Annotated in this window: 22 protein-coding genes, 1 tRNA gene and 1 pseudogene; 6 read left to right on the forward strand and 18 right to left on the reverse strand. The window is 62.8% G+C overall.

All coding sequences use genetic code 11. The annotated features are described in order from the left end of the window. Positions 1-80: 80 nt before the first annotated feature. The 6 genes and pseudogenes from selB to fdnG form a co-directional block, all read right to left on the reverse strand. Positions 81-1,976, reverse strand: a pseudogene (gene selB, locus DQW91_RS11635) (selenocysteine-specific translation elongation factor); the annotation flags it as partial. After that, positions 1,910-3,316 carry an L-seryl-tRNA(Sec) selenium transferase gene (selA, locus tag DQW91_RS11640; protein ID WP_112663804.1) on the reverse strand — a complete coding sequence of 469 codons (1,407 nt, stop codon included), beginning with the start codon at positions 3,314-3,316 and terminating at the stop codon, positions 1,910-1,912. The gene selA and the pseudogene selB, both read right to left, overlap by 67 nt. Positions 3,317-3,319: 3 nt before the next feature. After that, positions 3,320-4,237, reverse strand: a complete 918-nt coding sequence (fdhE, locus tag DQW91_RS11645; protein ID WP_112663805.1) for a formate dehydrogenase accessory protein FdhE — start codon at positions 4,235-4,237, stop codon at positions 3,320-3,322. A gap of 38 nt (positions 4,238-4,275) precedes the next feature. Beyond that, on the reverse strand, positions 4,276-4,974 hold the full coding sequence (locus DQW91_RS11650; RefSeq protein WP_245411014.1) for a formate dehydrogenase subunit gamma: 699 nt from the start codon (positions 4,972-4,974) through the stop codon (positions 4,276-4,278). After that, complete coding sequence (gene fdxH, locus DQW91_RS11655) at positions 4,971-5,921, reverse strand: formate dehydrogenase subunit beta (RefSeq protein WP_112663807.1); 951 nt, start codon at positions 5,919-5,921, stop codon at positions 4,971-4,973. The genes DQW91_RS11650 and fdxH overlap by 4 nt, the downstream gene beginning before the upstream one ends. Positions 5,922-5,933: 12 nt before the next feature. Next, on the reverse strand, positions 5,934-9,017 hold the full coding sequence (gene fdnG / locus DQW91_RS11660) for a formate dehydrogenase-N subunit alpha (RefSeq protein ID WP_112663808.1): 3,084 nt from the start codon (positions 9,015-9,017) through the stop codon (positions 5,934-5,936). 334 nt (positions 9,018-9,351) lie between these two features. Between fdnG and DQW91_RS11665 the strand changes: the two genes are divergently transcribed. Both DQW91_RS11665 and fdhD read left to right on the forward strand, forming a co-directional pair. After that, positions 9,352-10,443, forward strand: a complete 1,092-nt coding sequence (locus DQW91_RS11665) for a transglutaminase-like domain-containing protein (RefSeq protein ID WP_112663809.1) — start codon at positions 9,352-9,354, stop codon at positions 10,441-10,443. A 59-nt stretch (positions 10,444-10,502) separates the two neighbouring features. After that, positions 10,503-11,327: a formate dehydrogenase accessory sulfurtransferase FdhD gene (gene fdhD / locus DQW91_RS11670; RefSeq protein ID WP_245410998.1), complete on the forward strand. Its 825-nt coding sequence runs from the start codon at positions 10,503-10,505 to the stop codon at positions 11,325-11,327. Positions 11,328-11,402: 75 nt separating this feature from the next. Here the strand turns inward: fdhD and DQW91_RS11675 are convergent, their stop codons facing one another. The 3 genes from DQW91_RS11675 to DQW91_RS11685 form a co-directional block, all read right to left on the reverse strand. Continuing rightward, positions 11,403-12,155 carry a hypothetical protein gene (locus DQW91_RS11675; protein ID WP_112663810.1) on the reverse strand — a complete coding sequence of 251 codons (753 nt, stop codon included), beginning with the start codon at positions 12,153-12,155 and terminating at the stop codon, positions 11,403-11,405. A gap of 162 nt (positions 12,156-12,317) precedes the next feature. Continuing rightward, positions 12,318-12,392 (reverse strand) — tRNA-Gly (locus tag DQW91_RS11680). A gap of 87 nt (positions 12,393-12,479) precedes the next feature. Next, positions 12,480-12,893, reverse strand: a complete 414-nt coding sequence (locus tag DQW91_RS11685; protein ID WP_112663811.1) for a VOC family protein — start codon at positions 12,891-12,893, stop codon at positions 12,480-12,482. Positions 12,894-12,997: 104 nt separating this feature from the next. On the opposite strand from DQW91_RS11685, the gene DQW91_RS11690 reads away from it, so the two are divergent. Beyond that, on the forward strand, positions 12,998-13,270 hold the full coding sequence (locus tag DQW91_RS11690) for a hypothetical protein (protein WP_112663926.1): 273 nt from the start codon (positions 12,998-13,000) through the stop codon (positions 13,268-13,270). 24 nt (positions 13,271-13,294) lie between these two features. On the opposite strand, the gene DQW91_RS11695 is transcribed toward DQW91_RS11690, so the two are convergent. Further along, entirely contained in the window at positions 13,295-14,386 is a 1,092-nt protein-coding gene (locus DQW91_RS11695; RefSeq protein WP_112663812.1) for a 2'-deoxycytidine 5'-triphosphate deaminase, read from the reverse strand. 213 nt (positions 14,387-14,599) lie between these two features. Here DQW91_RS11695 and apaG point away from each other — a divergent pair, with 213 nt between their 5' ends. Beyond that, a complete protein-coding gene (apaG, locus tag DQW91_RS11700) occupies positions 14,600-14,992 on the forward strand; it encodes a Co2+/Mg2+ efflux protein ApaG (protein ID WP_112663813.1) in 393 nt (130 codons plus the stop codon). 187 nt (positions 14,993-15,179) lie between these two features. On the opposite strand, the gene DQW91_RS11705 is transcribed toward apaG, so the two are convergent. After that, positions 15,180-16,970 carry a calcium-binding protein gene (locus DQW91_RS11705; protein WP_112663814.1) on the reverse strand — a complete coding sequence of 597 codons (1,791 nt, stop codon included), beginning with the start codon at positions 16,968-16,970 and terminating at the stop codon, positions 15,180-15,182. 182 nt (positions 16,971-17,152) lie between these two features. Between DQW91_RS11705 and argE the strand changes: the two genes are divergently transcribed. Continuing rightward, positions 17,153-18,319, forward strand: a complete 1,167-nt coding sequence (argE, locus tag DQW91_RS11710; protein ID WP_112663815.1) for an acetylornithine deacetylase — start codon at positions 17,153-17,155, stop codon at positions 18,317-18,319. A 40-nt stretch (positions 18,320-18,359) separates the two neighbouring features. On the opposite strand, the gene DQW91_RS11715 is transcribed toward argE, so the two are convergent. From DQW91_RS11715 to DQW91_RS11725, 3 genes are read right to left on the reverse strand one after another with little or no spacing between them, the layout of a single operon-like run. After that, positions 18,360-19,364, reverse strand: a complete 1,005-nt coding sequence (locus DQW91_RS11715; protein WP_112663816.1) for an Hsp33 family molecular chaperone — start codon at positions 19,362-19,364, stop codon at positions 18,360-18,362. Beyond that, positions 19,361-20,296, reverse strand: coding sequence for an ornithine carbamoyltransferase (gene argF, locus DQW91_RS11720; RefSeq protein ID WP_112663817.1), 936 nt, complete (start codon positions 20,294-20,296; stop codon positions 19,361-19,363). Before argF ends, DQW91_RS11715 begins: the two co-directional genes overlap by 4 nt. Continuing rightward, the gene (locus DQW91_RS11725; RefSeq protein WP_112663818.1) at positions 20,293-21,501 is read right to left on the reverse strand and encodes an aspartate aminotransferase family protein; all 1,209 of its coding nucleotides are present in this window, start codon (positions 21,499-21,501) and stop codon (positions 20,293-20,295) included. The genes argF and DQW91_RS11725 overlap by 4 nt, the downstream gene beginning before the upstream one ends. A gap of 371 nt (positions 21,502-21,872) precedes the next feature. On the opposite strand from DQW91_RS11725, the gene DQW91_RS11730 reads away from it, so the two are divergent. Beyond that, positions 21,873-22,415 carry a GcrA family cell cycle regulator gene (locus tag DQW91_RS11730; RefSeq protein WP_112663819.1) on the forward strand — a complete coding sequence of 181 codons (543 nt, stop codon included), beginning with the start codon at positions 21,873-21,875 and terminating at the stop codon, positions 22,413-22,415. Between the two features lie 87 nt (positions 22,416-22,502). Here the strand turns inward: DQW91_RS11730 and phoB are convergent, their stop codons facing one another. The 4 genes from phoB to pstA are packed head-to-tail and all read right to left on the reverse strand — an operon-like array spanning position 22,503 to position 25,666. Continuing rightward, a complete protein-coding gene (gene phoB / locus DQW91_RS11735) occupies positions 22,503-23,216 on the reverse strand; it encodes a phosphate regulon transcriptional regulator PhoB (RefSeq protein WP_112663820.1) in 714 nt (237 codons plus the stop codon). A gap of 3 nt (positions 23,217-23,219) precedes the next feature. Further along, on the reverse strand, positions 23,220-23,936 hold the full coding sequence (gene phoU / locus DQW91_RS11740) for a phosphate signaling complex protein PhoU (protein ID WP_112663821.1): 717 nt from the start codon (positions 23,934-23,936) through the stop codon (positions 23,220-23,222). A gap of 27 nt (positions 23,937-23,963) precedes the next feature. Next, entirely contained in the window at positions 23,964-24,779 is an 816-nt protein-coding gene (gene pstB, locus DQW91_RS11745) for a phosphate ABC transporter ATP-binding protein PstB (RefSeq protein ID WP_112663822.1), read from the reverse strand. Further along, positions 24,776-25,666, reverse strand: a complete 891-nt coding sequence (pstA, locus tag DQW91_RS11750; protein WP_112663823.1) for a phosphate ABC transporter permease PstA — start codon at positions 25,664-25,666, stop codon at positions 24,776-24,778. Before pstA ends, pstB begins: the two co-directional genes overlap by 4 nt. Positions 25,667-25,673 lie beyond the last annotated feature (7 nt).

Consider the following 25,673-nt stretch of genomic DNA (forward strand, 5'->3'; position numbering starts at 1 on the left):
AGGTCGAGCCGGTGCCTGTTGATGCGCCGAAGATCGCCGCGGCGCAAGGTGACGCCGTGACGGTCGAAGAATTCGAGAATCTGAATGGCGACCTTGCGCCCGTTCTCGACCCTGTCACGGAACTGCGCCGCCGTGAATTGCCCATCGCCTGCCTGAGCTGAAAGATCCTGAACGATCCCGACCATTTCCGCCACGGTGTCGCGCAGGAAAAAGTGATCATGCGCCACCTCGTCGAGTTTCCCCAGCCGGCCGACGAGCTTGCACATGGCGCGGATCTTCGTCTCTGGCTCGTTCAAAAGCCCTGCGACATCACGCACGCGCGGTGGGCGGAAACGTTCGGAGCCGGAAAAAAGCGGGCTGATCGCATGCCAGAGCCGCTCCTCTTCATCACTCAGGCGTACTTCGTGCCCCGGCAGCCGCACCCATGATCCATCGATGGCGATCCGCCCTTCCTGCACGAGGACGTGAAGCGCGGCGCGAAACGCCACGACAGGAAGGCGGGGCTCGATTTGCATTCGCAATCGCTCGAACCCCATGCCCTGAAGATCGGGGTTCTCTGCGTGATATTTCTCCAAGATCGCGAGGAGATCGCTCGCAAACGCGGCCCAGGTTTTATCACTGAGCGCAATGGTGGAGGCCCCTGCCGGTATGCGCACGAAGCCAAGCCGATCTGCCAGAGCCGCCATATCCTCAAGCGACACGGCGCGGTCGCGCGCGAAAGCCGAGAGATCGAAAAAATGCGGCAGCGTTTCTCCAAGCGCGACCATCGCCTCTGCCGGATCGTCATGGGCCAGAGCCTCGAGCTGCGCGCGCCGTTCAGGCCCACGCCTGTGGCGAGAAGGCGCGCGCAGATCGATAAAGCGTCCGCCGCCGATAGTGCGCTGAGCCGATGTATCGCGCAGGATGAAAGCATCCCGCGCGGCGGCAGCGATGGGCTTATCGAGAACGAGCTGCACGAGCGCCTCGTGACCGGGCTTGATCGGCGTATCGTCCAACAAAACGATGCGCGCGCCGACCTCTGTTGCAGCGTGGTGCAAACGCACGGGCAACCATTGCCCAATGGGTTTCGTCTCGCTCGGCAGGATGCGCAGGCGCGCGTCGATGCGATCCGTCGGCGCATGAATTTTCGGATCGAGAACTACATCGCCGCGCGCAATCACATCCTTGGCGATCCCTTCTCCTGCGAGGTTGAGAGCGCAACGTTCGCCAGCGACACCGCTCTCGGCAGGGCGGTTTTGCGCATGGATCGAGCGTACGCGCGCGGAAAGCCCTGACGGGCTGATGACGACGCGCTCACCAACCGAAACGCCTCCGGAAAGAACGGTCCCTGTCACGACAGTTCCTGTGCCCGCCAGCGTGAAGCACCTGTCGACCGCGAGGCGAAATAGGCCCGACGCATCGTTTTTTTCCTGCAAGGCCGCCGCTTCGCGCAGATACGCCTTGAGCATATCGATGCCTTCACCGGTCACGACCGAGACAGGCATAATGGGAATGCCCGCAAGCCTCGTGCCGGCAAGGACCTTGCGGATCTGCGCAACCGCTTCCTCACGCTGTTCCGCGCTTGCAAGATCGGCCTTCGTCAAGGCGACGACGCCATGCTCGATGCCGAGAAGATCGATGATGGCGAGGTGTTCCCGCGTCTGGGGCTTCACCGCATCGTCGGCGGCGACCACAAGCAGAACGAAATCGATTCCGCTCGCCCCCGCGACCATCGTGTGCACGAAGCGCTCATGTCCTGGAACGTCGACAAAGCCGATCACCTGCCCATCGCCCTGCGGCCAATAGGCGAAGCCGAGATCGATGGTGATGCCGCGCGCCTTCTCTTCCTTGAGCCGGTCCGCGTCGATACCGGTCAGCGCTTTGACGAGCGAGGTCTTACCGTGATCGATATGCCCCGCCGTGCCGACGATCATACCGAACGTCCGTGTTGAAAAGCGGCGATATTCTCGACGAATCCCTCTTCGTCTGCGAGGCATCGCAGGTCGAGAACAAGCGCACCGCCGGTCACATGTCCGATGACGGGGCGCGGCAAGGCCCGCAGTGCCGCGCTTAAAAGTTCAAGCGCCTTGCCGCCGCCTTCCGGCGTCAGCGAGAGTCCCGCGCTCGGAATCGTCTCGAGCGGCAGAGCCCCGGAGCCGATCTGACTGCGGCACGACGTGACCTCCACGGACACGCCTTTTCCGAGCGCGCCGGTGATGGCCGGAGCAAGCCGCTCTGCCTGCCGCGCGATATCCTCAGCAGGACGCGCCAGAAAGCGCAGCGTCGGCAGGCGCGCCGCCAGACGGTCAGGATCGCGATAGAGCTTGAGAGTCGCCTCGCAGGCGGCAAGTCGGATCTTGTCCACCCGCAGGGCGCGCTTCATCGGGTTGCGATTGATCGCGGCGATCAGGTCTTTACGCCCAACGATGAACCCCGCCTGCGGGCCGCCGAGCAGCTTGTCGCCGGAGAAGGTCACGAGGTCCGCGCCTTCCTCCACCGCCTCGCGCACCGTTGGCTCCTTCGACAACCCATAGCACGAGAGATCGACCAGCGTGCCGGAGCCGAGATCATTGACGAGCGGCACGCCATGCTCGCGCGCAATGCGGGCAAGTTCGGGCGCGTCAACCTCGGCGGTGAACCCTTCGATGCGATAATTGGACGTATGGACCTTCAGCACGAGCCCTGTCTGCGCACTGAAAGCGGCGCGATAGTCCTTCGCATGTGTCCGGTTTGTCGTGCCGACTTCGACGAGCCGCGCACCCGCGCGCGCCATGATCTCGGGCATGCGGAACGCGCCGCCGATTTCGATCAGCTCGCCCCGCGAGACGATGGCGTCCTTGTCCTGAGAGAGCGTGTTGAGGACAAGCAGGACCGCCGCCGCGTTGTTGTTGACGATGGTCGCGTCCTCCGCGCCGGTCGATTCGCACACGAGTGCGCGGACATGATCGTCCCGCTCGCCGCGCCGCCCGTCGTCGAGGTCGAATTCGAGGGAGACGGCATTGCGCATTGCCGCCACCGCCGCCTCGACCGCCTCCTCCGCTAAAATCGCACGGCCGAGATTGGTGTGCAGCACCGTTCCCGTGAGATTGAACAACGACTTCAGGGACGAGCCACGTCGCGCCTCGAGCAACGACAGGACGGAAGCGGCGATGGTGCTTTCGTCGGCAGCGTCGCCGCCAGCACGCAATGCGTCACGGAGAGAGGCGAGCGTTTCCCGCACAGCAAGAGTCGTCTCCGCCCGACCATGATGCCCGATGGCCGTCTCTACGGCGGGATAGCGAAGCACCTGATCGACGGACGGAAGTTTGCGCAAGGATGAGAGTGCCGCATCCGCCATTGCTCACGCCCCTAGAAGGAACGGATTGAAGCTGCCGCGCCGGTATTCGCTCTCGCGCATGAGAAGATCGAGGCCGAAGCTCGCAATGTCGTCCGCGACAGGATCGAGCGCGGCATCCTTCTGCTGGTAGAGGATCTTCACATAGCCGTGGCACGCATCGCAGCATTCCGCCTTGATGGTGCCGGGGCCACCCTCGATCTCCTTGTAGCCGACGCCTTTCGTGGAGCTGCAAAGCACGCATTTGACCCGTACCACGTTCCACAACGTGCCGCACAGCGAGCAGGCGCAATAGCGCGCTCCTTCAGCACCCATCCAGCCGACGACGAGGGAGGAGACAGGCGGGCCACCGCATGAGGGGCACGCGCCATCGCCGACACGCGCGAGCTTTCCCGCATCGAACCGCGCCGCGAGGCGCGCGAAATGAACCTGCAATCCTGCCGCGACATAAGCATGTTCGGCGATAGCATCGGCGGGAATGGAATCGGCCAGAACACCACGAACCATCGCGGTGATTTTTTCCACCGACGCATCCTTCACGCGCTTGAGCGCGGCCTGCGCCTCCTCCGGCTTGACGAGAGAGGACGCAGCGTCAAAGAGGCGGTTCAGCGTTTCCTCGACCGTCGTATCGATCTCGAAACGGTTGCGGTCCAGCGGCGGCATGCCGAATTCCCGCGCGCGGTCGAGGGCGTCGGCGGGCGGCAAATCCGGTTCCGCCAGCCCCTCCTGAATGCGGTGCTGCGCATCGGCCAGCCCGGCGATGAAACGCAGATAGGGGGCAAGGTCGCTCGTTCGCGCCAGGGCCTCCAGCCGCTGACGCCGCGCCGCGAACAGCGCGCGCGGATCGGGGAGACGCGCGAAGGGCGGGGCCGGAACGCGGCCGATGGAAGCGGGGTTTGGCTCAAGGGAGCTTGGATTCGTCATGGATCCTCACGAACCGCACGGGTTACGTGTCGAGCGCCTTATTCGGCAGGCGCCGTCGGTTTCTTGAACTTATGCCGTTCGGCCAGTTCCTTCAACCAGAGGCGATGATGCCGCCAGGCCCAGCCGCCCGTGACCGAGCCGCGCGTCATGGCGTTGATGGTGCCACGCACCCAGATCGCCGCATAAACATGGACGATCCACACGCAGATGATGACCACCGCCGCGAGCGAGTGCGCCAGCACGGCCACGCGTTTTTGCGGAATGGTGGCCCAGGCGTAGAAGTACTGGTCCCAGATGAGAATGCCGGTGCCGATGAGAATGACGATGAGGGTCGTCATGCTCCAGAAAATGAACTTCTGCCCGGCATTGTATTTTCCGACCTCCGGCATCTTTTCCTCATGGCCGGCGAGCAGATCGTTGGCATGCGCCAGCCATTCGGCATCGACGCGCTTTGGCAGATTGGCCCGCCAGAAGCGGAAGAAGAGGCCGGCGAAGCTGAAGAAGAGAACGACGCCGATCCACGGATGAAGAGCGCGGGTGTTCTGTCCACCTCCGAAAAGGCCGGTGAGGAAGAACAGGGACGGATGGAACAACGCGAGACCCGACAGCGCAAGCAGGATCAGGCATGCCGCCGTGATCCAGTGATTGATCCGCGCGCCCTTCTTGTAGCGATCGACCACGACCGGCTTGCCCGGGCGGATCGCATCTCCCGTTTCGATATCGTCCGGTTCCATCAGGCGTTATCCTTCACCAGGTTCTCGGCCTTCTCCTCATCCTCGCGCGTCACGCGGTTGGGTCCGACGAACGCGGAGTGGAGAATGCCGGCGGCGGCGGCCAGGCCCATCGCGGCGAAGCCGACATACTTCGCCATGCCCTTCCACGCGTTGACGACGGGGCTGATCCTCGGATCGCGCGGCAGGTTGGCGTAGATCTCCGGCTGGTCGTTGTGGTGCAGCACATACATCACGTGCGTGCCGCCGACGCCCTGCGGATCGTAGAGGCCCGCATTGTCATAACCGCGCGACTTGAGGTCCTTGATGCGGCTGTCGGCCAACTTGTTCATGTCCTCCTTCGTGCCGAAGGAAATGGCATGGGTGGGGCAGGCCTTGGCGCAGGCCGGTCCTTGGCCGACCGCCACGCGGTCCGAGCACAGGGTGCACTTGTAGGCCTTGTGATCGACCTTCGAGATGCGCGGAATGTCGAACGGGCAGCCCTTCACGCAGTAGCCGCAGCCGATGCAGTTCTCGTGCACGAAGTCCACGATGCCGTTGGAATATTGCACGATGGCCCCGGGCGCTGGGCAGGCCTTGAGGCAACCCGGATCCTCGCAATGCATGCAGCCATCCTTGCGGATCAGCCATTCGAGGTTTCCGGTCTGCGGGTTGTCCCACTCCGTGAACCGCATGAGCGTGAACATCTCGGGCGTGAGGTCGTGCGGGTTTTCGTACACACCGACATTCGTCTCGATCGCCGGGCTCGTATCGTTCCACTCGATGCAGGCCGATTGGCAGGCCTTGCAGCCGATGCATTTCGACACGTCGATGAGTTTCGCCACCGGCTCCAGCTGGCGCGCCGGTGGCGGAATGGTGGAGGCGGAGCGGCGAACGAGATCCCTCTCGGAGAGGTTCGAGACCACGTTCGAAACCGGAGGATTGCTTTGGGCGGTGTGCGGACTCGGCTCCATCGCTTTCCTCCTTTAAGACGTCACCGGCCCGGTGGTGGGCTCGATGTTGACGAGGAACGCCTTGTACTCAGGCGTCTCGATATTGGCGTCACCGACAAACGGCGTGAGCGAGTTGGGGCCCCAGCCCTTTCGCGCCGCGCCCATGAAGCCCCAGTGCAGCGGAATGCCGACCACATGGACGAGCTTGCCGTCGCACATCAAAGGCTTGATGCGCTTTGTCACCACGGCCTTGGCCTTCACCTCGCCTCGCTTCGACCACACGCGCACCCATGAGCCGGGCGTAATGCCCTTTTCCTTGGCGAGCTGTTCCGAAATCTCGACGAAGAATTCCGGCTGCAGAACCGCGTTCACCCTGTTGTGCTTGGTCCAGTAATGGAAGTGCTCGGTGAGCCGGTAGGACGTCGCCGCGTAAGGGAACTCCTCCGACGTCGCGAACTGCTTCAAATCGTCCTGGAACACGCGCGCCGCCGGGTTGCCGCGGATCTTCGGCGCAATCACGTTGGCGATGGGCGCTTCGAACGGCTCGTAATGGACCGGGAACGGTCCTTCGCGCATGAGGCCGCGCGCGAAGAGCCGCGCCGTGCCTTCCTGGTTCATGATGAACGGGCCGACCACGTCCGGCTTCGCATTGGGCGCGATGTCCGGCACGTCGTATCCCGACCATTTCGTGCCGTCCCACGCGATGAGCTTGCGCGTGGGATCCCACGGCTTGCCCTGTACATCCGCCGAGGCACGATTGTAGAGGATGCGCCGGTTGAGCGGCCACGCGAAGGTCCAGTTCGGATAAGCGCCCGTGTCGTCCGGGTCCGAATTGTCGCGGCGGGCCATGTTGTTGCCCGCCTCGTTGAAACACCCGGAATAGATCCAGCAGCCACAGGCCGTCGAACCGTCGTCCCGCAGGACGGAGAAGTTCACGACCTGCTTGCCCTTCTCCAGCACCACCTTGCTCGGGTCAGCAGGATCGTAGAGCGTCTCGACGGCGTAGCCGTTCATCTCCTTCGCCAATTCCTCCGCCGTGGGCTCATCTGGGTCGGCATAGTTCCAGGTGAGGCCAAGGATCGGATCGGGAAACGGTCCGCCCTCCTTTTCATAGAGCGCGCGCAGACGCCGATGGATCTGCGCCATGATCCAGTTGTCGCGTTTGGCCTCGCCCGGCGGCGTGCCACCGGCCCAGTGCCATTGCAGCCAGCGGCCGGAATTGGTGAGCGCGCCGAAATCTTCTGCAAAGCAGGTCGAGGGAAGCTGAATCACCTCGGTCTTGATGGAGGCGGTATCGACATTGTTGTAGACGCCGTGGTTCTCCCAGAAGCGCGACGTTTCCGTGTCGAGCGGATCCATCGTCACGAGCCATTTCAGTTTGGAGAGCGACTCCGTGATCTTCTGGCGGTTGGGGAAGGCGAGAAGCGGGTTGAAGCCCTGGCAGAAATAGCCGTTCACCTTGCCCTGGTGCATCAGCTCGAAAGTGCGCAGCACGTCGTAGGCCGGCACGTCGAGCTTCGGCAGGTAGTGATAGGCAAAATCGTTCTGCGCGGTGGCCGCATCTCCCCACATCGCCTTCTGGAAGCTGACGAAGAACTTCTTGTAGTTCTGCCAGTAGCTCGTCTGGTTCGGGCGCAGCGGCTTGAAGGCCCGGCTCGACATATAGGTCGCGAAATCGGCTTCCTTCTCCACCGGGATGTTCATGTATCCCGGCAAGAGGTTCGACATCAGGCCGACATCCGTGAGGCCCTGGATGTTCGAGTGCCCGCGCAGCGCATTCATGCCGCCGCCGCGCACGCCGATATTGCCGAGGATGAGCTGCAGCATCGCCATGCAGCGGATGTTCTGCGATCCCTTGGAGTGCTGCGTCCAGCCGAGCGCGTACATCGACGTCATGGTCTTCGTCGGCGTCGAGCATTCGGCAATCATCTGCGCCACCTTCAGGAACTTGTCCTTGGGCGTGCCGCAGATGCGCTCCACCATTTCGGGCGTGTAGGTCGCCACATGCGCCTTGAGCATGTTCCAGACGCAGCGCGGATTTTGCAGCGTCTCGTCGACGACGGCAAAGCCGTCCGGCCCGATCTGGTAATCCCAGGTCGAGCGATCATAGTCGCGCTTGTTTTCGTCATAGCCCGTGAACAGGCCGTCCTGATAGGCAAAGCCGTCCTTCACGACATAGGTCGCGTTGGTGAAGGCCTTCACGTATTCCCACTGCACCTTGTCGTTCAGCATGCAGTAGTTGATGACGCCGAGCAGGAACGCGATATCCGTGCCCTGCCGGATCGGCGCATAGAAATCGGACACGGAGGCCGAGCGCGTGTAGCGCGGATCGACGACGATCAGCTTCGCGCCACGATTAGCCTTCGCTTCCGTTACCCACTTGAAGCCGCATGGGTGCGCTTCGGCGGCGTTGCCGCCCATGATCACGACGAGATCCGTGTTCCGAATATCGGTCCACGAGTTGGTCATCGCGCCACGGCCAAATGTTGGGCCCAAACTGGACACCGTGGGGCCGTGTCAGACGCGCGCCTGATTATCGAATGCGACGATCCCTGTGCTGCGGACGACCTTATAGGTCAGATACGCGGTTTCGTTGGTGGTGGCGGAAGCGGCGAGAAAGCCGACCGTCGTCCACCGGTTGACCGGCACCCCGGCATTGTTGGCGGCGATGAAGTTCGCGTCGCGGTCATCCTTCATCAGGCGCGCGATCCTGTCGAGCGCCTGATCCCAGGAGATGCGTTCGAACTTGTCCGAGCCGGGCTTGCGGAGCATCGGATATTTCAGCCGGGTCTCGGCCTTCACAAAATCCTTGAGCGCCGCGCCCTTCGGGCAAAGCGTGCCGCGATTGGTGGGATGGTCGGCATCGCCCTCGATATGGACGATCTCCGCGTTCTCGCCTTTGCGCAGATCGCCCTTGGAATACATGATGATGCCGCAGGCGACGGAGCAATACGGACAGGTGTTGCGCGTCTCCATCGTATTGACGAGTTTGAAGGGCCTGATCGCTGCGGCTTGCGCCGCTTCAAGATCACCGAAGCCAAAAGCTCCGAGTGAGGTCCCCGCAACACCCACGCCGGCAACTTTCAGGAAGCCGCGCCGTGAGAGTTCCATGTTCATGGCAACCCTCCTTCAGTTTCTGCACTGCAGCATCTATCGACCTGAATTTAGGGTAATTTTGGGAAGTTCCAGTGTCAAACAGGAAGCTGACCTCAAAGACCCCATCTCCTTGACGGAGAACAGGACCGCCACAGAATGAAGGCGTGTCCTTGACAACCGCTCCCGCGTCGCGGGGCTTGCACACAAGCGTCATGAAGCGCGCGCGGCATCCGCGGTCGCGGCTTTGTGACGGCGGTCTGACGCGCTTCAGCCATCTGCCTGCGAGCCATGAGCCACACCTCGTCATGGCCGACAAGGCCTGCTCTGATCTTGCCCTGACACGGGAGCCCTCCTCATGAAGACCCGCCGCGACATCCTGATGACCGGCGCCGTTCTCTCGGCGTCGCTGGCTTTGCCGAAAGGCGTCCTTGCCGATCCTGACATCGCCGGAGGCTGGCGATCCTTCGAGGTCGTGACGAGCCTCGACGTCGCCGAGCCCGCCGGTCGCACACAGGCCTGGATTCCGTTGACGGGATTCTCCGCGCCGGATTGGGCGCTCCCGCAAGGCGACATCTGGCAGACGAATGCCGCATCGACGGCCGTCGTCGAGGATCCCGTCTATCGCGCAAAGATGCTTCATGTGGTCTGGGGAGAGGGAACAACTTCTCCCTCCATCGTCGTGAGAAGCCGCTTCGCCACGCGCGAGCGCGCCGTCGATCTGTCAAAGCAGGGACAGGCGGAGGCCTTGAGCGATGACGAGAGACGCCTCTACCTCATGCCGACCGCTCTCATTCCCACAGACGGCGCGGTGAAGGCGCTTTCGGACAGGATCACGGCGGGAGCGGACGGCGAAATCGCCAAGGTTCGCGCCATCTATGAGTGGATGATCGAGAACACCTTCCGGCGCGCCGCCACGCGCGGCTGCGGCGAGGGCGACGTGGCCGCCATGCTGAAGGCCAACGATTTCGGCGGCAAGTGCGCCGACCTCAACGGCCTCTTCGTCGGCCTCGTGCGCGCGGCGGGCATTCCGGCGCGCGATATTTACGGCGTGCGCGTCGCACCATCGAAACTGGGTTACAAGAGTCTCGGCGCAAACTCGCCGACCATCACCAAGGCGCAGCACTGCCGCGCCGAAGTCTATCTCTCCAGTCACGGATGGGTGCCGATGGACCCCGCCGACGTGCGCAAGGTGATGCTGGAGGAAACGCCCGAAGGCCTGCCGCTCGACTCGCCGAGGGTCATCGCCATGAGAAAGATCCTGTTTGGCGCATGGGATGGGAACTGGCTGCCCTACAACACGGCGCACGATCTCGCCCTTCCCGGATCGCAAGGTCCCGCCATCGGCTTCCTGATGTATCCGCAGGTGGAAACGGCGGCAGGCCGCCTCGATTGCCTGACGCCGGACACCGTGAAGTACACGATCACCGCAAGCGAAGTGAGCATCTGACCGCGCAATTGAGCGGGCGGCCTGCGGCGTGTAAGCTTTCACGAAGATGCCGGAGGAGATTGCCGCTGCGCGCCGCGAAGGATGTTCCCACAATCGTCGTGCCTTTCGGGGATGGCGACGCCTCGCCCGCAAGCCGTGCCGTGCCGGTCGAGACGCCGGTCAACCTCATCTATGCGGGGCTGCCCTTCGCGGTGATGATGGCGACGCCGTCGGACCTCGAGGATTTCGCCTACGGCTTCAGCCTCACCGAAGGCATCATCGAACAAGCCGCCGACATCCGCGCCGTGCGCGTGGCCGAGGTGGAAAAGGGCCTTCACCTCGACATCGACCTCGTCTCCGAGCGCCTGCAAATGCATCTCTCACGTCGTCGCGCTCTTGCGGGCCGCACCGGTTGCGGCCTGTGCGGTATCGACGATCTCGAAGCCCTGCCGAAAGCGCGCGCGCCTTCGCATGCGGCTCCCGCCATCGCCGCCGCCGCCATCGCCCGCGCCCTCGATGCGCTGGAGCGCGCGCAGCCCCTCAACCGGGAAACCCGCGCCGTCCATGCCGCCGCCTGGGCCGATCTCGAAGGAAACCTCCTCGCCGTGCGCGAGGATGTGGGCCGCCACAACGCCCTCGACAAATTGATCGGCGCGCTCCTGCGTGACGGCACAAGCCCTGCTCAGGGCTTCGTCATCGTCACAAGCCGCTGCTCTTTCGAACTCGTGGAGAAAGTCGCGGCCTTCGGCGCACGAACCCTCGTCGCCATTTCCGCCCCGACCTCGCTCGCGCTCGACCGTGCCCGCGATCACGACATGACCCTCATCGGCATCGCACGGCGCGATACGATGACGGTGTTTCATGGGCGGGAGAGGATCCGCACGGAGAGCGCCGCCAAGGTGTGAGGCGGGAACAAGGCTATGATAATCAGGGCAAGCTTTTAGCACGCACTCCCGTCCACGCTTGCTCCGGCCATCGGGCTACGGACAGGATGAAATCTTAAATCGACCCCAGAATTTTCTTTCAGGATGCGGGCCCCAATATTCGTAGGTATAAGAAATTCCCTGGCTTATGGATTTGACCATGCTAGAGGCGCAGACCTGTTTCTTCACTAGCGCTTCGATGGCGTCGATATTTTTTACCTCGTACTCAGCCCCAATCTCGTTGACGTAAGTCATATTCAGGCCTTCGACCTGCACATCGACTAGGGTCGTCGCATCATCAAGCTTCTTCGGAAGAGTGGTCTTCATGTTGTCCCGTGCCTGCTGGAGGCCACGGTTCGAAGCGGTCTCTTTCTCCGCTTGAGTAGACACATTCAAGTATCTGACACCTTCTTTGGCGAGGACGTAGCAAACTGCAAAAGCGATCAGCGACACAGCGGCGTATAGCCACTTCATCTGCGGAAATTTTGTTTCACCAGAAGCCGTCGCAGGGGCGATAACTGGCTTAACCGCCGATACGACTTCCCTGTAAAATCTGTTCCACTGCCAAAAAGAAAAGCCCAAAACGGCGAGTTGCGGGAGAACGTAGTTAGCGAATGCTTCCCTGAACACGGGCTCCCCGCCATCGGCCATCCCGAACCCACCAAGTATGGTCGCAATGAACAGCAATAACCCATTGGCAGTGAGGATACCGGGAACGTCAGAATTCCATCTCTTCAATGTCCTCATCAGCAACTGTGTGACGAGACCCAAGATCATCAAGCCGCCGAAGAACTGTCCTACCGCGTACATCCACTGGCCCCCGCCATTTTACATAGCTTAGCTTATGCTGAGCACTGATGGAATTCACGGCTGTCGGGATACCCAACTTTGTGGGCCGCCTCGGTTTAATAGAATCAACAGTTGCGCAATAGCGGCTTTTAGCTCGGCTTTCGCGATCTACTCTAACGAGATTGGAGCGGGCGATGGGAATCGAACCCACGACATTCAGCTTGGGAAGCTGACGTTCTACCTCTGAACTACACCCGCGTCGTCTCTGGTGTACACCGTTTCAGGGGGAGGACGTCAAGCCCGGAAGGGCGAGGCTCTCACAGCAACGGTCCTTCTCGGCGGCGGTCAGTAGATTTCCCATAATCCCGGCGTCGCCAGTTCGATGGCGTGGCCGTCAGGGTCGCGGAAATAGAGGCTTGTGCCGCCCCTCGGCCAGGTGACGCGGCTCTCGATGGCAATGCCGTACTTGGCCAGGGCCGCCTCCCAGGCGGAAAGATCCTGTGCGCTTATGGCGAAGGCCATGTGGAGGGGCCCGGCCCCATCATGGGGCGGAATGACCCCACCCGGCATCGGCATGGCCTTCGCGGAGCCGCCGCGCTTGAAGAGCAGGAGGACATTGCGGCCATTCACGTCGAAGGCGCAGAAGCGGCTGTCCGCCCGCAGCACCCTCAGTTCCAGCACCGTCTCATAGAAAGTCTTGGCGCGTGCGAGATCGTCCACATAGAGGGCGGTTTCGAGAACGGCTTGCAGCTTCGGCATTATACCCCCTTGCCCGTTCAGACTCCGGCGCCACCCTCCCCGCTGGCGGGCAACGCCCGGAGCGTCCGGGCATTCCTTCGGATGAGGTTATGGAGCCGGTTCCCATGCCGTTCAATATCGACCCACTCACCGCCCTCGGCGTCGTTCTGGCGACAGCGACGACGGATGCGGCTTATGTGTTCTTCAACGCCGCCGTCGTCGCGCGGCACCGGGTGCGGGCGGCCAATTGGAGCGGGATCTGGTATCTGCTCTCGGCCTTCGCCGTCATCAGCTACACGGAGCACGCGGTCTACGTCGCCTTCGCCGCCCTCGGCTCCTGGATCGGAGCCTTTCTGTCGGTGACATGGCTCGTGCGCAGGCCGCACCCGCACGGATGAGCCTTCACGCGGCGATGAGGCCGATTACCTGAAGTGCTTCGAGAGCTTCAGCCCTTGTGCCTGATAGTTCGACCCTGCGCCGGAGCCGTAGAGCATCTTCGGGCGTTCGGCCATGCGCTCATAGACGAGACGGCCGACGATCTGGCCGTCTTCGAGGATGAAGGGCACATCGCGGGAGCGCACTTCGAGCACCGCGCGCGCACCCTCGCCGCCCGCCGCCTCATGGCCGAAGCCGGGATCGAAAAAGCCTGCGTAGTGAACGCGGAACTCGCCGACGAGGGGATCGAAAGGCACCATCTCGGCCGCGAAATCCGGCGGCACACGCACAGCCTCCTTGGAGGCGAGAATGTAGAACTGGCCGGGGTCGAGAATGAGCGTGCGGCTCTCATCCGCATAAAGCGGCTCCCAGAAATCCGCGACACGGCAGGAGCCGGGCTTGTCCACGTCGACCAGCCCCGTATGGCGCTTGGCGCGATAGCCGACGAGCTTGTCGGGGCCGAACCCCTCAAGATCGACGCTGACCGCGACGCCGTCCTGAATGGAGGGCTCGGCGGAGGTCACGACCGGGTCCCGCCGGTGAAGCGCGAGAAGCTCCTCGTCGCTCAGGCGGGCAGCCCCCTTGCGCAGGCGCAGTTGGGACAGGCGGGTGCCGGTGCGCACCAGAACGGGGAAGGTGCGCGGCGAAATTTCGGCGTAGAGCGGGCCGTGATAGCCCGCGCCGATGGTGTCGAATTCCTGCGCGCGGTCGGTGATGACACGGGTGAAAACGTCGATCCGGCCCGTCGAGCTCTTGGGGTTGGCGGCGGCCGAAAGATCCGCCGGCAGGGCAAGGCTTTCCTGCAGCTCGGCGATATAGACGCTGCCGGTTTCCAGAATGGCGCCCGCCGTCAGGTCGATCTCGTGAAAGCTCAGATGCTCAAGCCTGTCGCGCACGTCCCGTCCCGGACCCGGCAGGAAGCTCGCGCGGACCCGGTAGGCGCGCCGCCCGAGGCGCAGGTCCAGGCTCGCTGGCTGGATCTGGTCGGAGGCGAAAGGCGCATCCGTTTTGATTACGCCTGCTTCCGCGAGGCGCGCGATGGCGTCAGCCGATTGGATACCGTCCTGCAACGCAACCATGTCTTTTCCCGCGCTTGTTCCCTTTCCCTAGCTTAAATCCGGCTATGGGGCCAAGGGGCATGGCCCCTGTTCTCCCCATGCGGTTCTCCGGACGCTTCAGGGCAGCAGCGCCGGTTCGCCGCACCGCGCCGATCCGCCCCTCTTCGCCTCGATTGACGGCAAAACCTCATCGCCGTACCACAGTGGCCCCGGGCTCCACCCGTGAGAGGTTCGATGTACAAGGCCATAACCCGCGGTATCAGCGTGATGGTGACCCCACGCTTCATGCCGGAGGAATCCTCCCCGGAGGAAGGCCGCTACTTCTTTGCCTACACGGTGGAGATCATCAACACGGGCCTCGAGCGCGTACAGTTGCGGTCGCGGTACTGGAAGATCATCGATCAGTATGGCCGCATCCAGGAAGTGCGCGGCGCGGGCGTCGTGGGCGAGCAGCCCGTGCTCGGCCCCGGCGAGAGCTATAACTACACGAGCGGTTGCCCCCTCCCGACGCCAAGCGGCACCATGCAGGGCAGCTATGTCATGGAGACAAGCTCAGGCGAGAGCTTCAACGCCGAAATCCCGGCCTTTTCCCTCGACAGCCCGCACATCAAAAAAACCGTTCACTAGAGACTGATCGTGTCTCTTTGAAACACACTCAGCCTCTCGATTCCTTTATTGCCGCATGATCCGGGCGAACAACCGGTTTCCACTTGTTCTGATCATGCTCTAAGCTCGTGATCGGCTTTTCCCGGCAATCGGAGAGGCCCGACAGCGCCAAGCCGTCGAGCCTGTTTTATCGGGCTTGCGTCCGACCTTATATAACGAAGAACTTGTCGGCCTTGAGCTTGAGGTTCTTGCTCAAAGTTGCGATCTGCACCGCCGCACCGGAGCCGGAGCCATCCGCATCGTAGAGCAGCGCGCCCGTCTTCTTGTTGTAGATCACCCGGTCGTCCGCATCGTGCGCTGCGGCTCCAGTCCAGAACATTTTCGAGCTGAGTTTGATCGGCTTCGTGGGCGAGCCCTTACCCAGCTTCGACATGTACTTGTTGTCGAGATGGATCACGTCCTCTTTGACTGCAAAGTCGAGGATCGTGTCGATATTCGTTTTGCTCAGTTTCGTGTTGAAAACGAAGATGTCCCTGCCTTCACCACCCTTCAGGGTGTCCTTGCCGAGACCGCCGGAGATTTTATTGTTCCCCGAATTGCCGGTGATGGTGTTGGCCAGGCTGTTGCCGGTGAGCACAAGTGCATCGGATCCGATGGCGGTCAGGTTTTCGATGTAGCTTCCAAGCGTCCAATCAACTGACGTGACGATCTTGTCCGTCCCGCCGTCCGACGTCTCGATGCATTTATCGAGCGCCGTGTCGACGTGATACGTCGTATTGTTCTTCGACCAGAAGTCGACACCGCCAACCATGGTATCGGCCCCGGTGCCGCCATTGAGGACATCGTTGCCGCCGTTGCCTTCGAGGTAATCGTCGCCGCCAAGCCCCGAAAGGCTATCGTCGTTTGATGTGCCCCTATAATCATCGCTGCCGGCAGTGCCGGTGACATTCACGCCTGCAGATCGGGCGTCGAACACCTTCGTCTTCACCGCAAAGGTAGAGCCGGACGCTTCGAGCCAACTGATGACGTGACGGCCATCCCGCAACATCGCAATGGTGGGGTCGATCTGATGGCCGGTTGAGGATGCATTGATCAGATCCGCTGACATGTCCGCGGAGGAGTTGCGCACCGAACCGACATAGATATCGGCATCGCTCGCTGTTCCGTGAGTTGCGGCGTAAGCGTATCCGCCGCCGGAGAGAGCCATGACGACGGGATTGGCGAACACCTGACCCGCCGACAGTGGATCAAAGTGCGATGCGCCGCCCCAGGGGGTGCCCATAAGATAGGTCTGGAAAATGACACTCTGCTGTCCGCCCAGAACCCCCTCCCAAGCCACCACGTATTTACCGTCGGAGAGGCCCGTGACGGTGGGATGCGACGGCGTCGGCTCATTGCGTACGGCCAACACTTTCGACATCAAAATCACGCCGTCGGCGCCCTGCATCACGCCAGCGATTTCGTATCCACCGCTCTCGGCGGCAATGGAAGCCACCGTAATGACCGCGCCGGAGCTCAGCACAGCAACGGAAGGGTTGAAGCCCTCATCCATCAAGACAGTCGCTGAGGATTGGTCTCCGGCAGCATTGACATCGACCCTCGTAACCTTCGGGCCGTCATTCGCAATGACGGAAAACCCGCCGTATTGGTCCGCAACCACATTCGGCGACGTCCGGTTCGCAGCGCTCGGCCCGATCTCGAAGATGTCCGACGCCGACGCCGTGTCAGAACCGAAGACGCGCCCCTTGATCGTATGCTTGCCCGCGGTGCTCGTCTCTTCCCAAATGACGACGAGGCGGCCGTCGCTCAATTCGGTCGCCGAAAGATGTGAGCGCGTCACCCCTGCGCTGGCGGCGATGGAAAAGACCGCGCCTTTCGCCGAGGTCCGTGCATTCGTGACCTGGCCTTCGATGGCGCTTGAATCGGCGCCAACCGTCCAGATCGAGAGATAGGCCCCATTGGCAAGGGCGATGAGGGTGCTGTCAGGTTGCGTGGTCATAAGGGATTTCATCCATGTAATATTGTCCCGCTACAGCAAGAGCGGCCGTCCTGCAACTATCGGTAGGATACCTCTTCCCCAGAGCGCGCATTCGCCCTCTGAAAATTGACGCTGGCGCAGCGGGCTATTACCACCATCGACAGCCCGGTCCGGGGGATCGGGTGCCACGATCAGAGGATCCCATGTCTCCCAACGGCCAGCGGCTGACGCCGCTTGAAATGCTGGCGAAGCTTGTCTCGTTCGATACCGAGAGCTCCAAATCCAACCTCGCCCTGATCGCCTTCGTTGAGGAGTATTTGCGGAGCTGGAACGTGCCCTTCATTCGCGTGCCGAATGAAACCGGCGACAAGGCGGCGCTTTATGCCACCGTCGGCCCGCAGGATCGCGGCGGCGTCGTGCTCTCGGGTCATACCGACGTGGTGCCGGTGACGGGTCAGGCGTGGACCTCAGATCCCTACACATTGCGCGTCGAGGACGGGCGCGCCTATGGCCGTGGCGCGGTCGACATGAAGGCGTTCGACGCTCTGGCGCTGGCGCTCATTCCGGAATTCCAAACAGCGGGCCTGACGACGCCGATCCACATCATGCTCTCCTACGACGAGGAGACGACGTGCCTCGGCGTGATCGACACCATCCGCAAGCTCGGGCACGAGCTTCCGTTGCCGAAGGCCGCCATTGTCGGCGAGCCGACGGAATTGACCGTCGTCGACGCGCACAAGAGCGTCGTGACCTTCACGACGACCGTGCACGGGCACGAGGCGCATTCCTCAAAGCCCTATCTCGGCGCCAGCGCGGTGATGACGGCGGCGGAACTCATCTGCGAACTCAACCGCATCGGCGACGAGATGATGGAGCGCGGCGATCCGAGCGGGCGTTTCGATCCGCCCTACACTACCGTTCATGTCGGCGCGATCTCCGGCGGAACGGCGCGGAACATCATCTCGAAGTCATGCTCGTTCCTGTGGGAGTTCCGTGGCCTGCCGAGCCTCGACCCGCAGGAGATCCCAACGCGCCTCGAACGTTTCGCGCAAGACGTGGCGCTCAAGCGGCTCAACCGCTTCGGTGATTTCGGACGCATCGAGACGCAGCTTGAAGCCGCCGTACCGGGTCTTGCCCCGCAGCCCGGTTCCGCAGCCGAAACGCTGGCCTTACGCCTTGCCGGGCGCAACGAAACGCACACCGTGCCGTTCGGCACGGAAGCGGGACATTATCAGGCTGCCGGAATTCCGACGGTGGTTTGCGGCCCCGGCTCCATCAACCAGGCGCACCAGCCGGACGAATACATCACCCTTGCGCAGTTTGAGGCGGGCGCCGCCTTCATGCGCCGTCTCGCCGCTACTTGCGTGTGATGAATGGCTTCAGCGCATATCGAGGTACGCGCTGAAATCATCAGGCGTTATCGCCGTCGTCTGATCCAGTGCTCGCGATCTCCGCTTCCACCTCGGTGGGATCGAGATCGTAGAAACGCGAACAGAATTCGCAGGTGACACCGATGCGGCCGTTGTCGCCGACCATGTCGTGACGATCCTGCGCGGAGAAGCGGCGCATCATGCCCATGATGCGCTCGTGCGAGCAGCGGCATTCTTCATGCACGCGCAACCCATCGAAGGCGCTCACGCCGCGCTCATGGAAGAGGCGGTAGAGAAGCCGCTCGCTCGACACCGTCGGGTCGATCAATTCGTGATCCTCGACGGTCTGGATGAGGGACTTCGCCTCGACCCAGGCATCGTCCTCCATCGCCGAAGGGTCCAACAATGTGTGGCCTTCGGGCGCGTCGCCGGGCGGCAATTCGGCCTGCCGCATCCGCTCCGGTGAATTCGGCAGAAACTGGATCATGATGCCGCCGGCGCGATAGGTGCGGCGGCCTTCCTCGACCTGCTCGGCGACGGCGAGGCGAACGCGCGTCGGAATCTGCTCCGACTGGCGGAAATACTGGTGCGCGGCTTCCTCGAAGCCCTGACCTTCCAACGCGACGACACCCTGATAACGGCTCGCCGCGGAGCCCTGATCGATGGTCATTGCAAGATAGCCGGAACCGATCAGATCGGCGGTCTTGAACGTGCCCTCTCCCAACGCTTCGATCTTCGCACGATCGAACTGCGCGGTGGCGCGCACGCGGTCCGGCGCATCGAAATCGACGACGATCATTTCGATGGGACCATCGGTCTTGGTCTGGAGCTGGAAGCGCCCCTCGAACTTCAGCGACGAGCCCAAAAGCACCGTGAGCGCTGTCGCCTCACCAAGCGCGCGGGACACTGCATCGGGATAGCCGTGGCGCGTCAGGATAGTGTCGATGGACGCACCGAGCCGCACGACGCGACCGCGCACGTCGAGCGGCTCCACCGCGAAGGGTAGAACGAAATCGTCATTTCCTTCGAAAGGCGCGGAATTCATGCTCCGGTTGCTCCAAGGCACCAGGCGAGAATGCCCTTCTGCGCGTGCAGCCTGTTCTCGGCCTCATCGAAGACGACCGATTGCGGACCGTCCATGACTTCATCGGTCACTTCCTCGCCGCGATGCGCGGGCAAGCAGTGCATGAAGATCGCATCCTTAGCGGCGACGCTCATGAGCTTGCGGTTGACCTGATAGGGCTTAAGCAGGTTGTGGCGGCGATATTCGTCCTCGTCGCCCATCGAGACCCAGCAATCCGTGACGATGGCATCAGCACCCTCGGCGGCCGCGAAGGCATCCGTCGTCACGTTGATCTTCGCGCCTTCCTTCGCCGCCCAGTCGAGCAGCTCCTTCTGCGGCGCCAGCTCCGGCGGAGCGGCGATGTTGATCTGGAAGTCGAGACGCGCCGCCGCGTGAACCCACGAGGCCAGAACGTTGTTCGCATCACCGGACCACGCGATGGTGCGTCCCTTGATGGAGCCGCGATGCTCCTCGAAGGTCATGACATCGGCCATGATCTGGCAAGGATGCGTCGATTTCGTCAATCCGTTGATGACCGGGATCGACGCGGCGGAGGCCAGCTCTGTCACCATCGCGTGGTCGAGCGTGCGGATCATGATCGCATCCACGAAGCGCGAGAGAACGCGCGCGGTGTCCCCGATGGTTTCGCCGCGCCCGAGCTGCATTTCTTTGCCGGTCAGCATCAGCGTCTCGCCGCCGAGTTCGCGCATGCCCACATCGAAGGAGACGCGCGTGCGCGTCGAGGGCTTGTCGAACACCATCGCCAGAACCTTGCCCGCGAGCGGACGCTCCTTCGGCGGCTCGCCCTTGCGGCGCTTCGCCTTGATGGCGGAGCCGACGTTCAGGAGATGGCGGATTTCTTCGCCCGTGAAATCGCACAGGTCGAGAAAGTGACGGACGTTCTGGGTAGTCATTCTGCTGCTCCCCGCTGCGCAGCGGCTTTCAGTTCAGTTTCAATGGATGTGCAGGCCGCGTCCATGCGCTCGAAAGCCTCCGCAACCTCGGCCTCGGAAATGATGAGAGGCGGCAGAAGGCGCGTGACGTTGTCGCCGGCGGCGATGACGATCAGCTTTTCCTTGCGCGCGGCGGCGATGAACTCGGTGTTCGGAACATGCGTGCGTAGGCCCATCATCAACCCTTGACCGCGCACTTCGGCGATGACGGCGGGGTGGCGATCCTTCAACTCCGCGAGGCGCTGCTTGAGCAGAAGGCCGACCTTTTGCACATGCTCGAGGAAGCCGGGTTCGAGGATCACGTCGAGCACGGCATTGCCCACGGCCATCGCGAGCGGATTGCCGCCGAACGTGGTGCCGTGGGAGCCGACCGTCATGCCGGAAGCCGCGCGCGCGGTGGCAAGGCAGGCACCCATCGGAAACCCGCCGCCGATGCCTTTGGCGACGCTCATGATATCCGGCGTCACGCCGGACCATTCATAGGCAAAGAGCTTGCCGGTGCGCCCGACGCCGGTCTGGATCTCGTCGAAGATCAGGAGAAGGTCGTGCTGGTCGCACAGGCTGCGCAGCTCGCGCAGGAACGCGCCCGGCACCAGACGAACGCCGCCCTCGCCCTGGATCGGCTCGATCATCAGCGCGGCGGTCTCGGGGCCGATGGCTTTTTTCAGGGCTTCGATATCGCCGAAGGGCACCTGATCGAAACCTTCGACCTTCGGCCCGAAGCCTTCGAGATACTTGGCCTGCCCACCGGCGGCAATTGTGGCGAGAGTGCGGCCGTGGAAGGCCCCCTCGAAGGTTATCACCCGGAAACGCTCAGGCTTGCCGTTGGCGGCGTGGTACTTGCGCGCCATCTTGATGGCCGCCTCGTTGGCCTCCGCGCCGGAATTGCTGAAAAAGACCACGTCGGCGAAGGTGTTCTCCACAAGGCGCTGAGCCAGCCGCTCACCCTCCGGGATCTGATAGAGATTGGAGGTGTGCCAGATCTTGCCCGCCTGATCGGTCAAGGCCTTGATGAGGTGCGGATTGGCGTGCCCCAAGGCGTTGACGGCGATGCCGGCCCCGAAATCGAGATATCGCTGCCCATCTCGGCCAAAGAGCCAGGCTCCCTCTCCCTTTTCAAAGGACAGTTCGGCGCGAGCGTAGGTCGGCAACAGGGGCGATTTCACGGGTTTGTCTCCGCTTGAGAGGCCCCAAAGTCGCACCCCGGGGCCCGAAAAAGAAAGCGCCGCCCAACCGGGGCGGCACGATAAGGGATTCTAACGAGGCTGAACCCCTTGTCAATTCAAGAGAAATGAACTCACTGATCACGCTGGCGATATGGACCGTGACGAGTTCCCTGGGGAAAACGGAGCGGGAGGACGCACGTCTCTTGCACCCGCCTCCGACGATCTTGTAACTTCCACCCCGTCGCGTACGGACATTCGTGCGGCGGCTTTACCCTCAGGAGCGACCTTCGTGGCGCGGTCGGACGCATTCGTCCGCGACAGCTGGCCGATTCAATGTTCGGGCGAAAGCGGCCCCGATTGGAGAGTTGAAAATGATTGATGCGGGCGGAACATGGACCGACGAGCGGGTCGAGCAGCTTAAAAAGCTGTGGTCGGACGGCTTGAGCGCGAGCCAGATCGCTGCCGAACTCGGCAACGTCACCCGCAACGCCGTGATCGGCAAGGTTCATCGCCTCGGCCTCTCAGGCCGTACCAAGACCGCGAAGCCCGCGACGAATGGTGCGACGGCCCGTCCGCGCAAGACGACGCGCGCGCCGAGCGCGCCGACGCCGATTGCCGCTCCCGTGCGCAGCAATGTCGTCATCGCTCCCATCGCGACCGTCGTTTCCGCATCACCCGAGATCGAGCTGCCCGTCATGGACGACGATGTCGGATTGCCGACCTCCGAGCGCGTGACGATCATGGAGCTGCGCGAGTCCATGTGCCGCTGGCCGATGGGCGACCCGACGAAGCCGGAATTCCGTTTCTGCGGCGCCCGCTCCAACCCGGGCGTCCCCTATTGCACGCATCACGCCCAGATCGCCTATCAGCCGGTGATCGACCGCCGCCGCGACAAGAAGATCGCGCGCGCCTGAGGCGCAAGAAAACATCCTTTGAACGAAAAGGGCGTCGGATGATCTCCGACGCCCTTTTCGTTTGCTATGTCTTTGCGAGAACGTAGTCTAACCCACAGCAGCTTCGCCGCGGGCAAAGATCTCGTCGAAGGAATAGCCCGCGCCGCGCACGGTGCGGATCGGGTCGGGCTTGCCCGGCTCGTTGAGGGCCTTGCGCAAGCGCCCCACATGAACGTCCACGGTCCGCTCGTCGATATAGACGTCGTGCCCCCACACCGCGTTCAGGAGCTGCTCGCGGCTGAACACGCGGCCGGGGCTTTGCATGAGGAATTCCAGAAGCCTGAATTCCGTCGGCCCGAGATGGATCTCGTTCGGCCCGCGCCGCACCCGGCGCGTTTCGCGGTCGAGTTCCACATCGCCCGCGATGAGCAGGGTCGCGATGTGAGCAGGCTTCGTGCGGCGCAGGAGAGCGCGGACGCGCGCCAACAGCTCCGGCACCGAGAATGGCTTGACGATGTAGTCGTCGGCGCCGGTCGCGAGGCCGCGCACGCGGTCCCCCTCCTCGCCGCGCGCGGTGAGCATGATGACAGGGAGCCGCTCGGTCTCCGCGCGCACGCGAATGCGGCGGCACAACTCGATGCCCGACAGGCCGGGAAGCATCCAGTCGAGCAGCACGAGATCCGGCACCTGCTCGCGCAGGCGGATCTCGGCTTCATCGCCGCGATTGACGCTATCGACCTCGTAGCCCTCGGCCTCGAGGTTGTAGCGCAGGAGAAGGGTCAGCGGCTCCTCGTCCTCGACAATGAGAATGCGCGGTCCCATGCCCTATGCTCCCGTCGCGATGGCTGTCGCGTCGATGGAACGGTCGTTCTTGGGCCGGTCGATGGCCAGCGTCTCGCCGGTGACGAGGTAGTGAATGGTCTCGGCGATGTTGGTGGTGTGGTCGCCGATGCGCTCGATGTTCTTGGCGCAGAAGAGAAGATGCGTGCAGTACGAAATGTTGCGCGGATCTTCCATCATGTACGTCAGAAGCTCGCGGAAGAGCGAGGTGTAGAGCGCATCGATCGCGCCGTCGCGCTTCCACACGTCGAGCGCCCGCTCGGTGTCGCGCGCGGCGTAGGCGTCGAGCACGTCCTTCAACTGACCGAGCACGAGATCGCTCATGTGCTGGAGGCCGACGACGATCTTCTGCGGCTGGAACTGCCCTGCAATCGCCAGGGCACGCTTGGCGATGTTCTTGGCAAGATCCCCGATGCGCTCCACATCGCCCGAGACGCGGATGGCCGAAATCGTCTCGCGAAGGTCGATGGCGAGCGGCTGGCGGCGGGCGATGGTGCTGATCGCGCTCTCTTCCACCTCGCGCTGCAGAAGGTCGAGCCGCGCGTCGGCAGCGATGACGGCCTGCGCCAGAGGAACATCGCTGCGCACCAGCGCCGCGATGGCATCGATCAGCATCTTCTCGGCGATGCCGCCCATTTCGGATATGCGACGACGAAGATCCTGAAGATCGGTGTCGTAGGAGCTGACGATATGCTCCGCCATGAGGAGGCCTCCCGTTTAACGCTGCGATCAGCCGAAGCGACCGGTGATATAGTCCTGGGTCTGTTTCTGGTTCGGGGTCATGAACATCTTGTTCGTGGGCCCGAATTCGATCAGCTCGCCCAGATACATGAAGGCGGTGAATTGCGAAATACGCGCCGCCTGTTGCATATTGTGCGTGACGATCACGATGGTGAATTCTGTCCGCAGCTGCTCGATCAATTCCTCGATCTTGCCCGTGGAGATCGGATCGAGAGCCGAAGTCGGCTCGTCGAGCAGGATCACCTCGGGCTTCTGCGCGATGGTGCGCGCGATGCAAAGGCGCTGCTGCTGACCCCCGGAAAGGCCCATGCCCGATTGGCGTAGCTTGTCCTTGACCTCGTCCCACAGGGCCGCCTTGCGAAGAGCTTCCTCCACGCGGACGTCGAGATCCGCCTTTCCAAGCTTCTCGTAGAGGCGGATGCCGAAGGAGATGTTGTCGTAGATCGACATGGGAAACGGCGTCGGCTTCTGGAACACCATGCCGACGCGGGCACGCAGCTCGTTCACGTCGATGCTGTTGGAGAGGATATTCTGCCCGTCGAGCAGGATTTGTCCGTCCGCGCGTTGCTCGGGGTAAAGGCTGTAGATGCGGTTGAAGGTGCGCAGCAATGTCGACTTGCCGCAACCGGACGGACCGATGAGCGCCGTGACCTGCCGGTCATGGAAATCGAGCGAGATGTCCTTCAACGACCGGAAGTCGCTGTAGTAGAAATTCAGGTTCTTGACGGCGATCCGCACCGGAGAGGCGATATCGGCAGGTATCTGTCCGATAGCGGAGCTCGCGCTGACAGCGACGGGGTTCATCGGGCTTTATCCTTTTTCAGGAAGAGGCGCGCCACGACAGACAGCGCCAGGATCGACAACGTGATGACGAGAGCGCCCGCCCAGGCGAGCTGCCGCCAGTTCTCATAAGGGGAGAGCGCAAACTGGTAGATCATCACCGGCAGGTTCGCGACGCCGCCCATCAGGTTCGGCTTGAACCAGAAGTTATTGTTGAGCGCGGTAAAGAGCAGCGGTGCCGTCTCGCCGGCGATGCGCGCGGTGGCGAGCAGCACGCCCGTCACCATACCGGCGCGCGCCGCGCGCCAGGTTATGGCGCGGATCACCGTCGACATGGGCGCGCCGAGAGCGGCCCCTGCCTCGCGCAGCGATCCGGGCACGAGGCGCAGCATGTCCTCCGTCGTGCGCACGATCACCGGCACGGCGATGATGGCAAGCGCCACGCCGCCCGCCCATCCGGAATAGCCGCCCATCGGCCGCACCATGAGGGTGTAGACGAAAAGGCCGATCAGGATCGAAGGCGCCGCGAGCAGGATATCGTTGATGAAGCGAATGACTTCCGCGAGCTTCGAGCCCTTGCCGTATTCCGCGAGATATGTGCCCGCCATGACGCCGATGGGCGTCGCCACGGCGATGCCGAGGAAGGTGAGAATGAGGCTGCCCACCAGCGCATTGGCGATGCCGCCGCCCTTGGTGCCGGGACCCGGTGTCGTCGCGACGAAGATCGAAGGCGAGAGTGCGGTGATGCCCTCATAAAGAAGCATCAGGAGAATCCAGCCGAGCACGAAAGCGCCGAGCGCCGTGAACAGCGTGCAGATGATGCGCAGCACGCGGTCCGCCACATAGCGCCCGCGTCGCACCCGGCCCCAGGGGGCCGGTGTCGTCTGAACGCTTTGCGAAGCGGCATTCATCGGCACT

The organism is Microvirga flavescens (assembly GCF_003290125.1).
GTDB classification, from domain to species: Bacteria; Pseudomonadota; Alphaproteobacteria; order Rhizobiales; family Beijerinckiaceae; genus Microvirga; species Microvirga flavescens.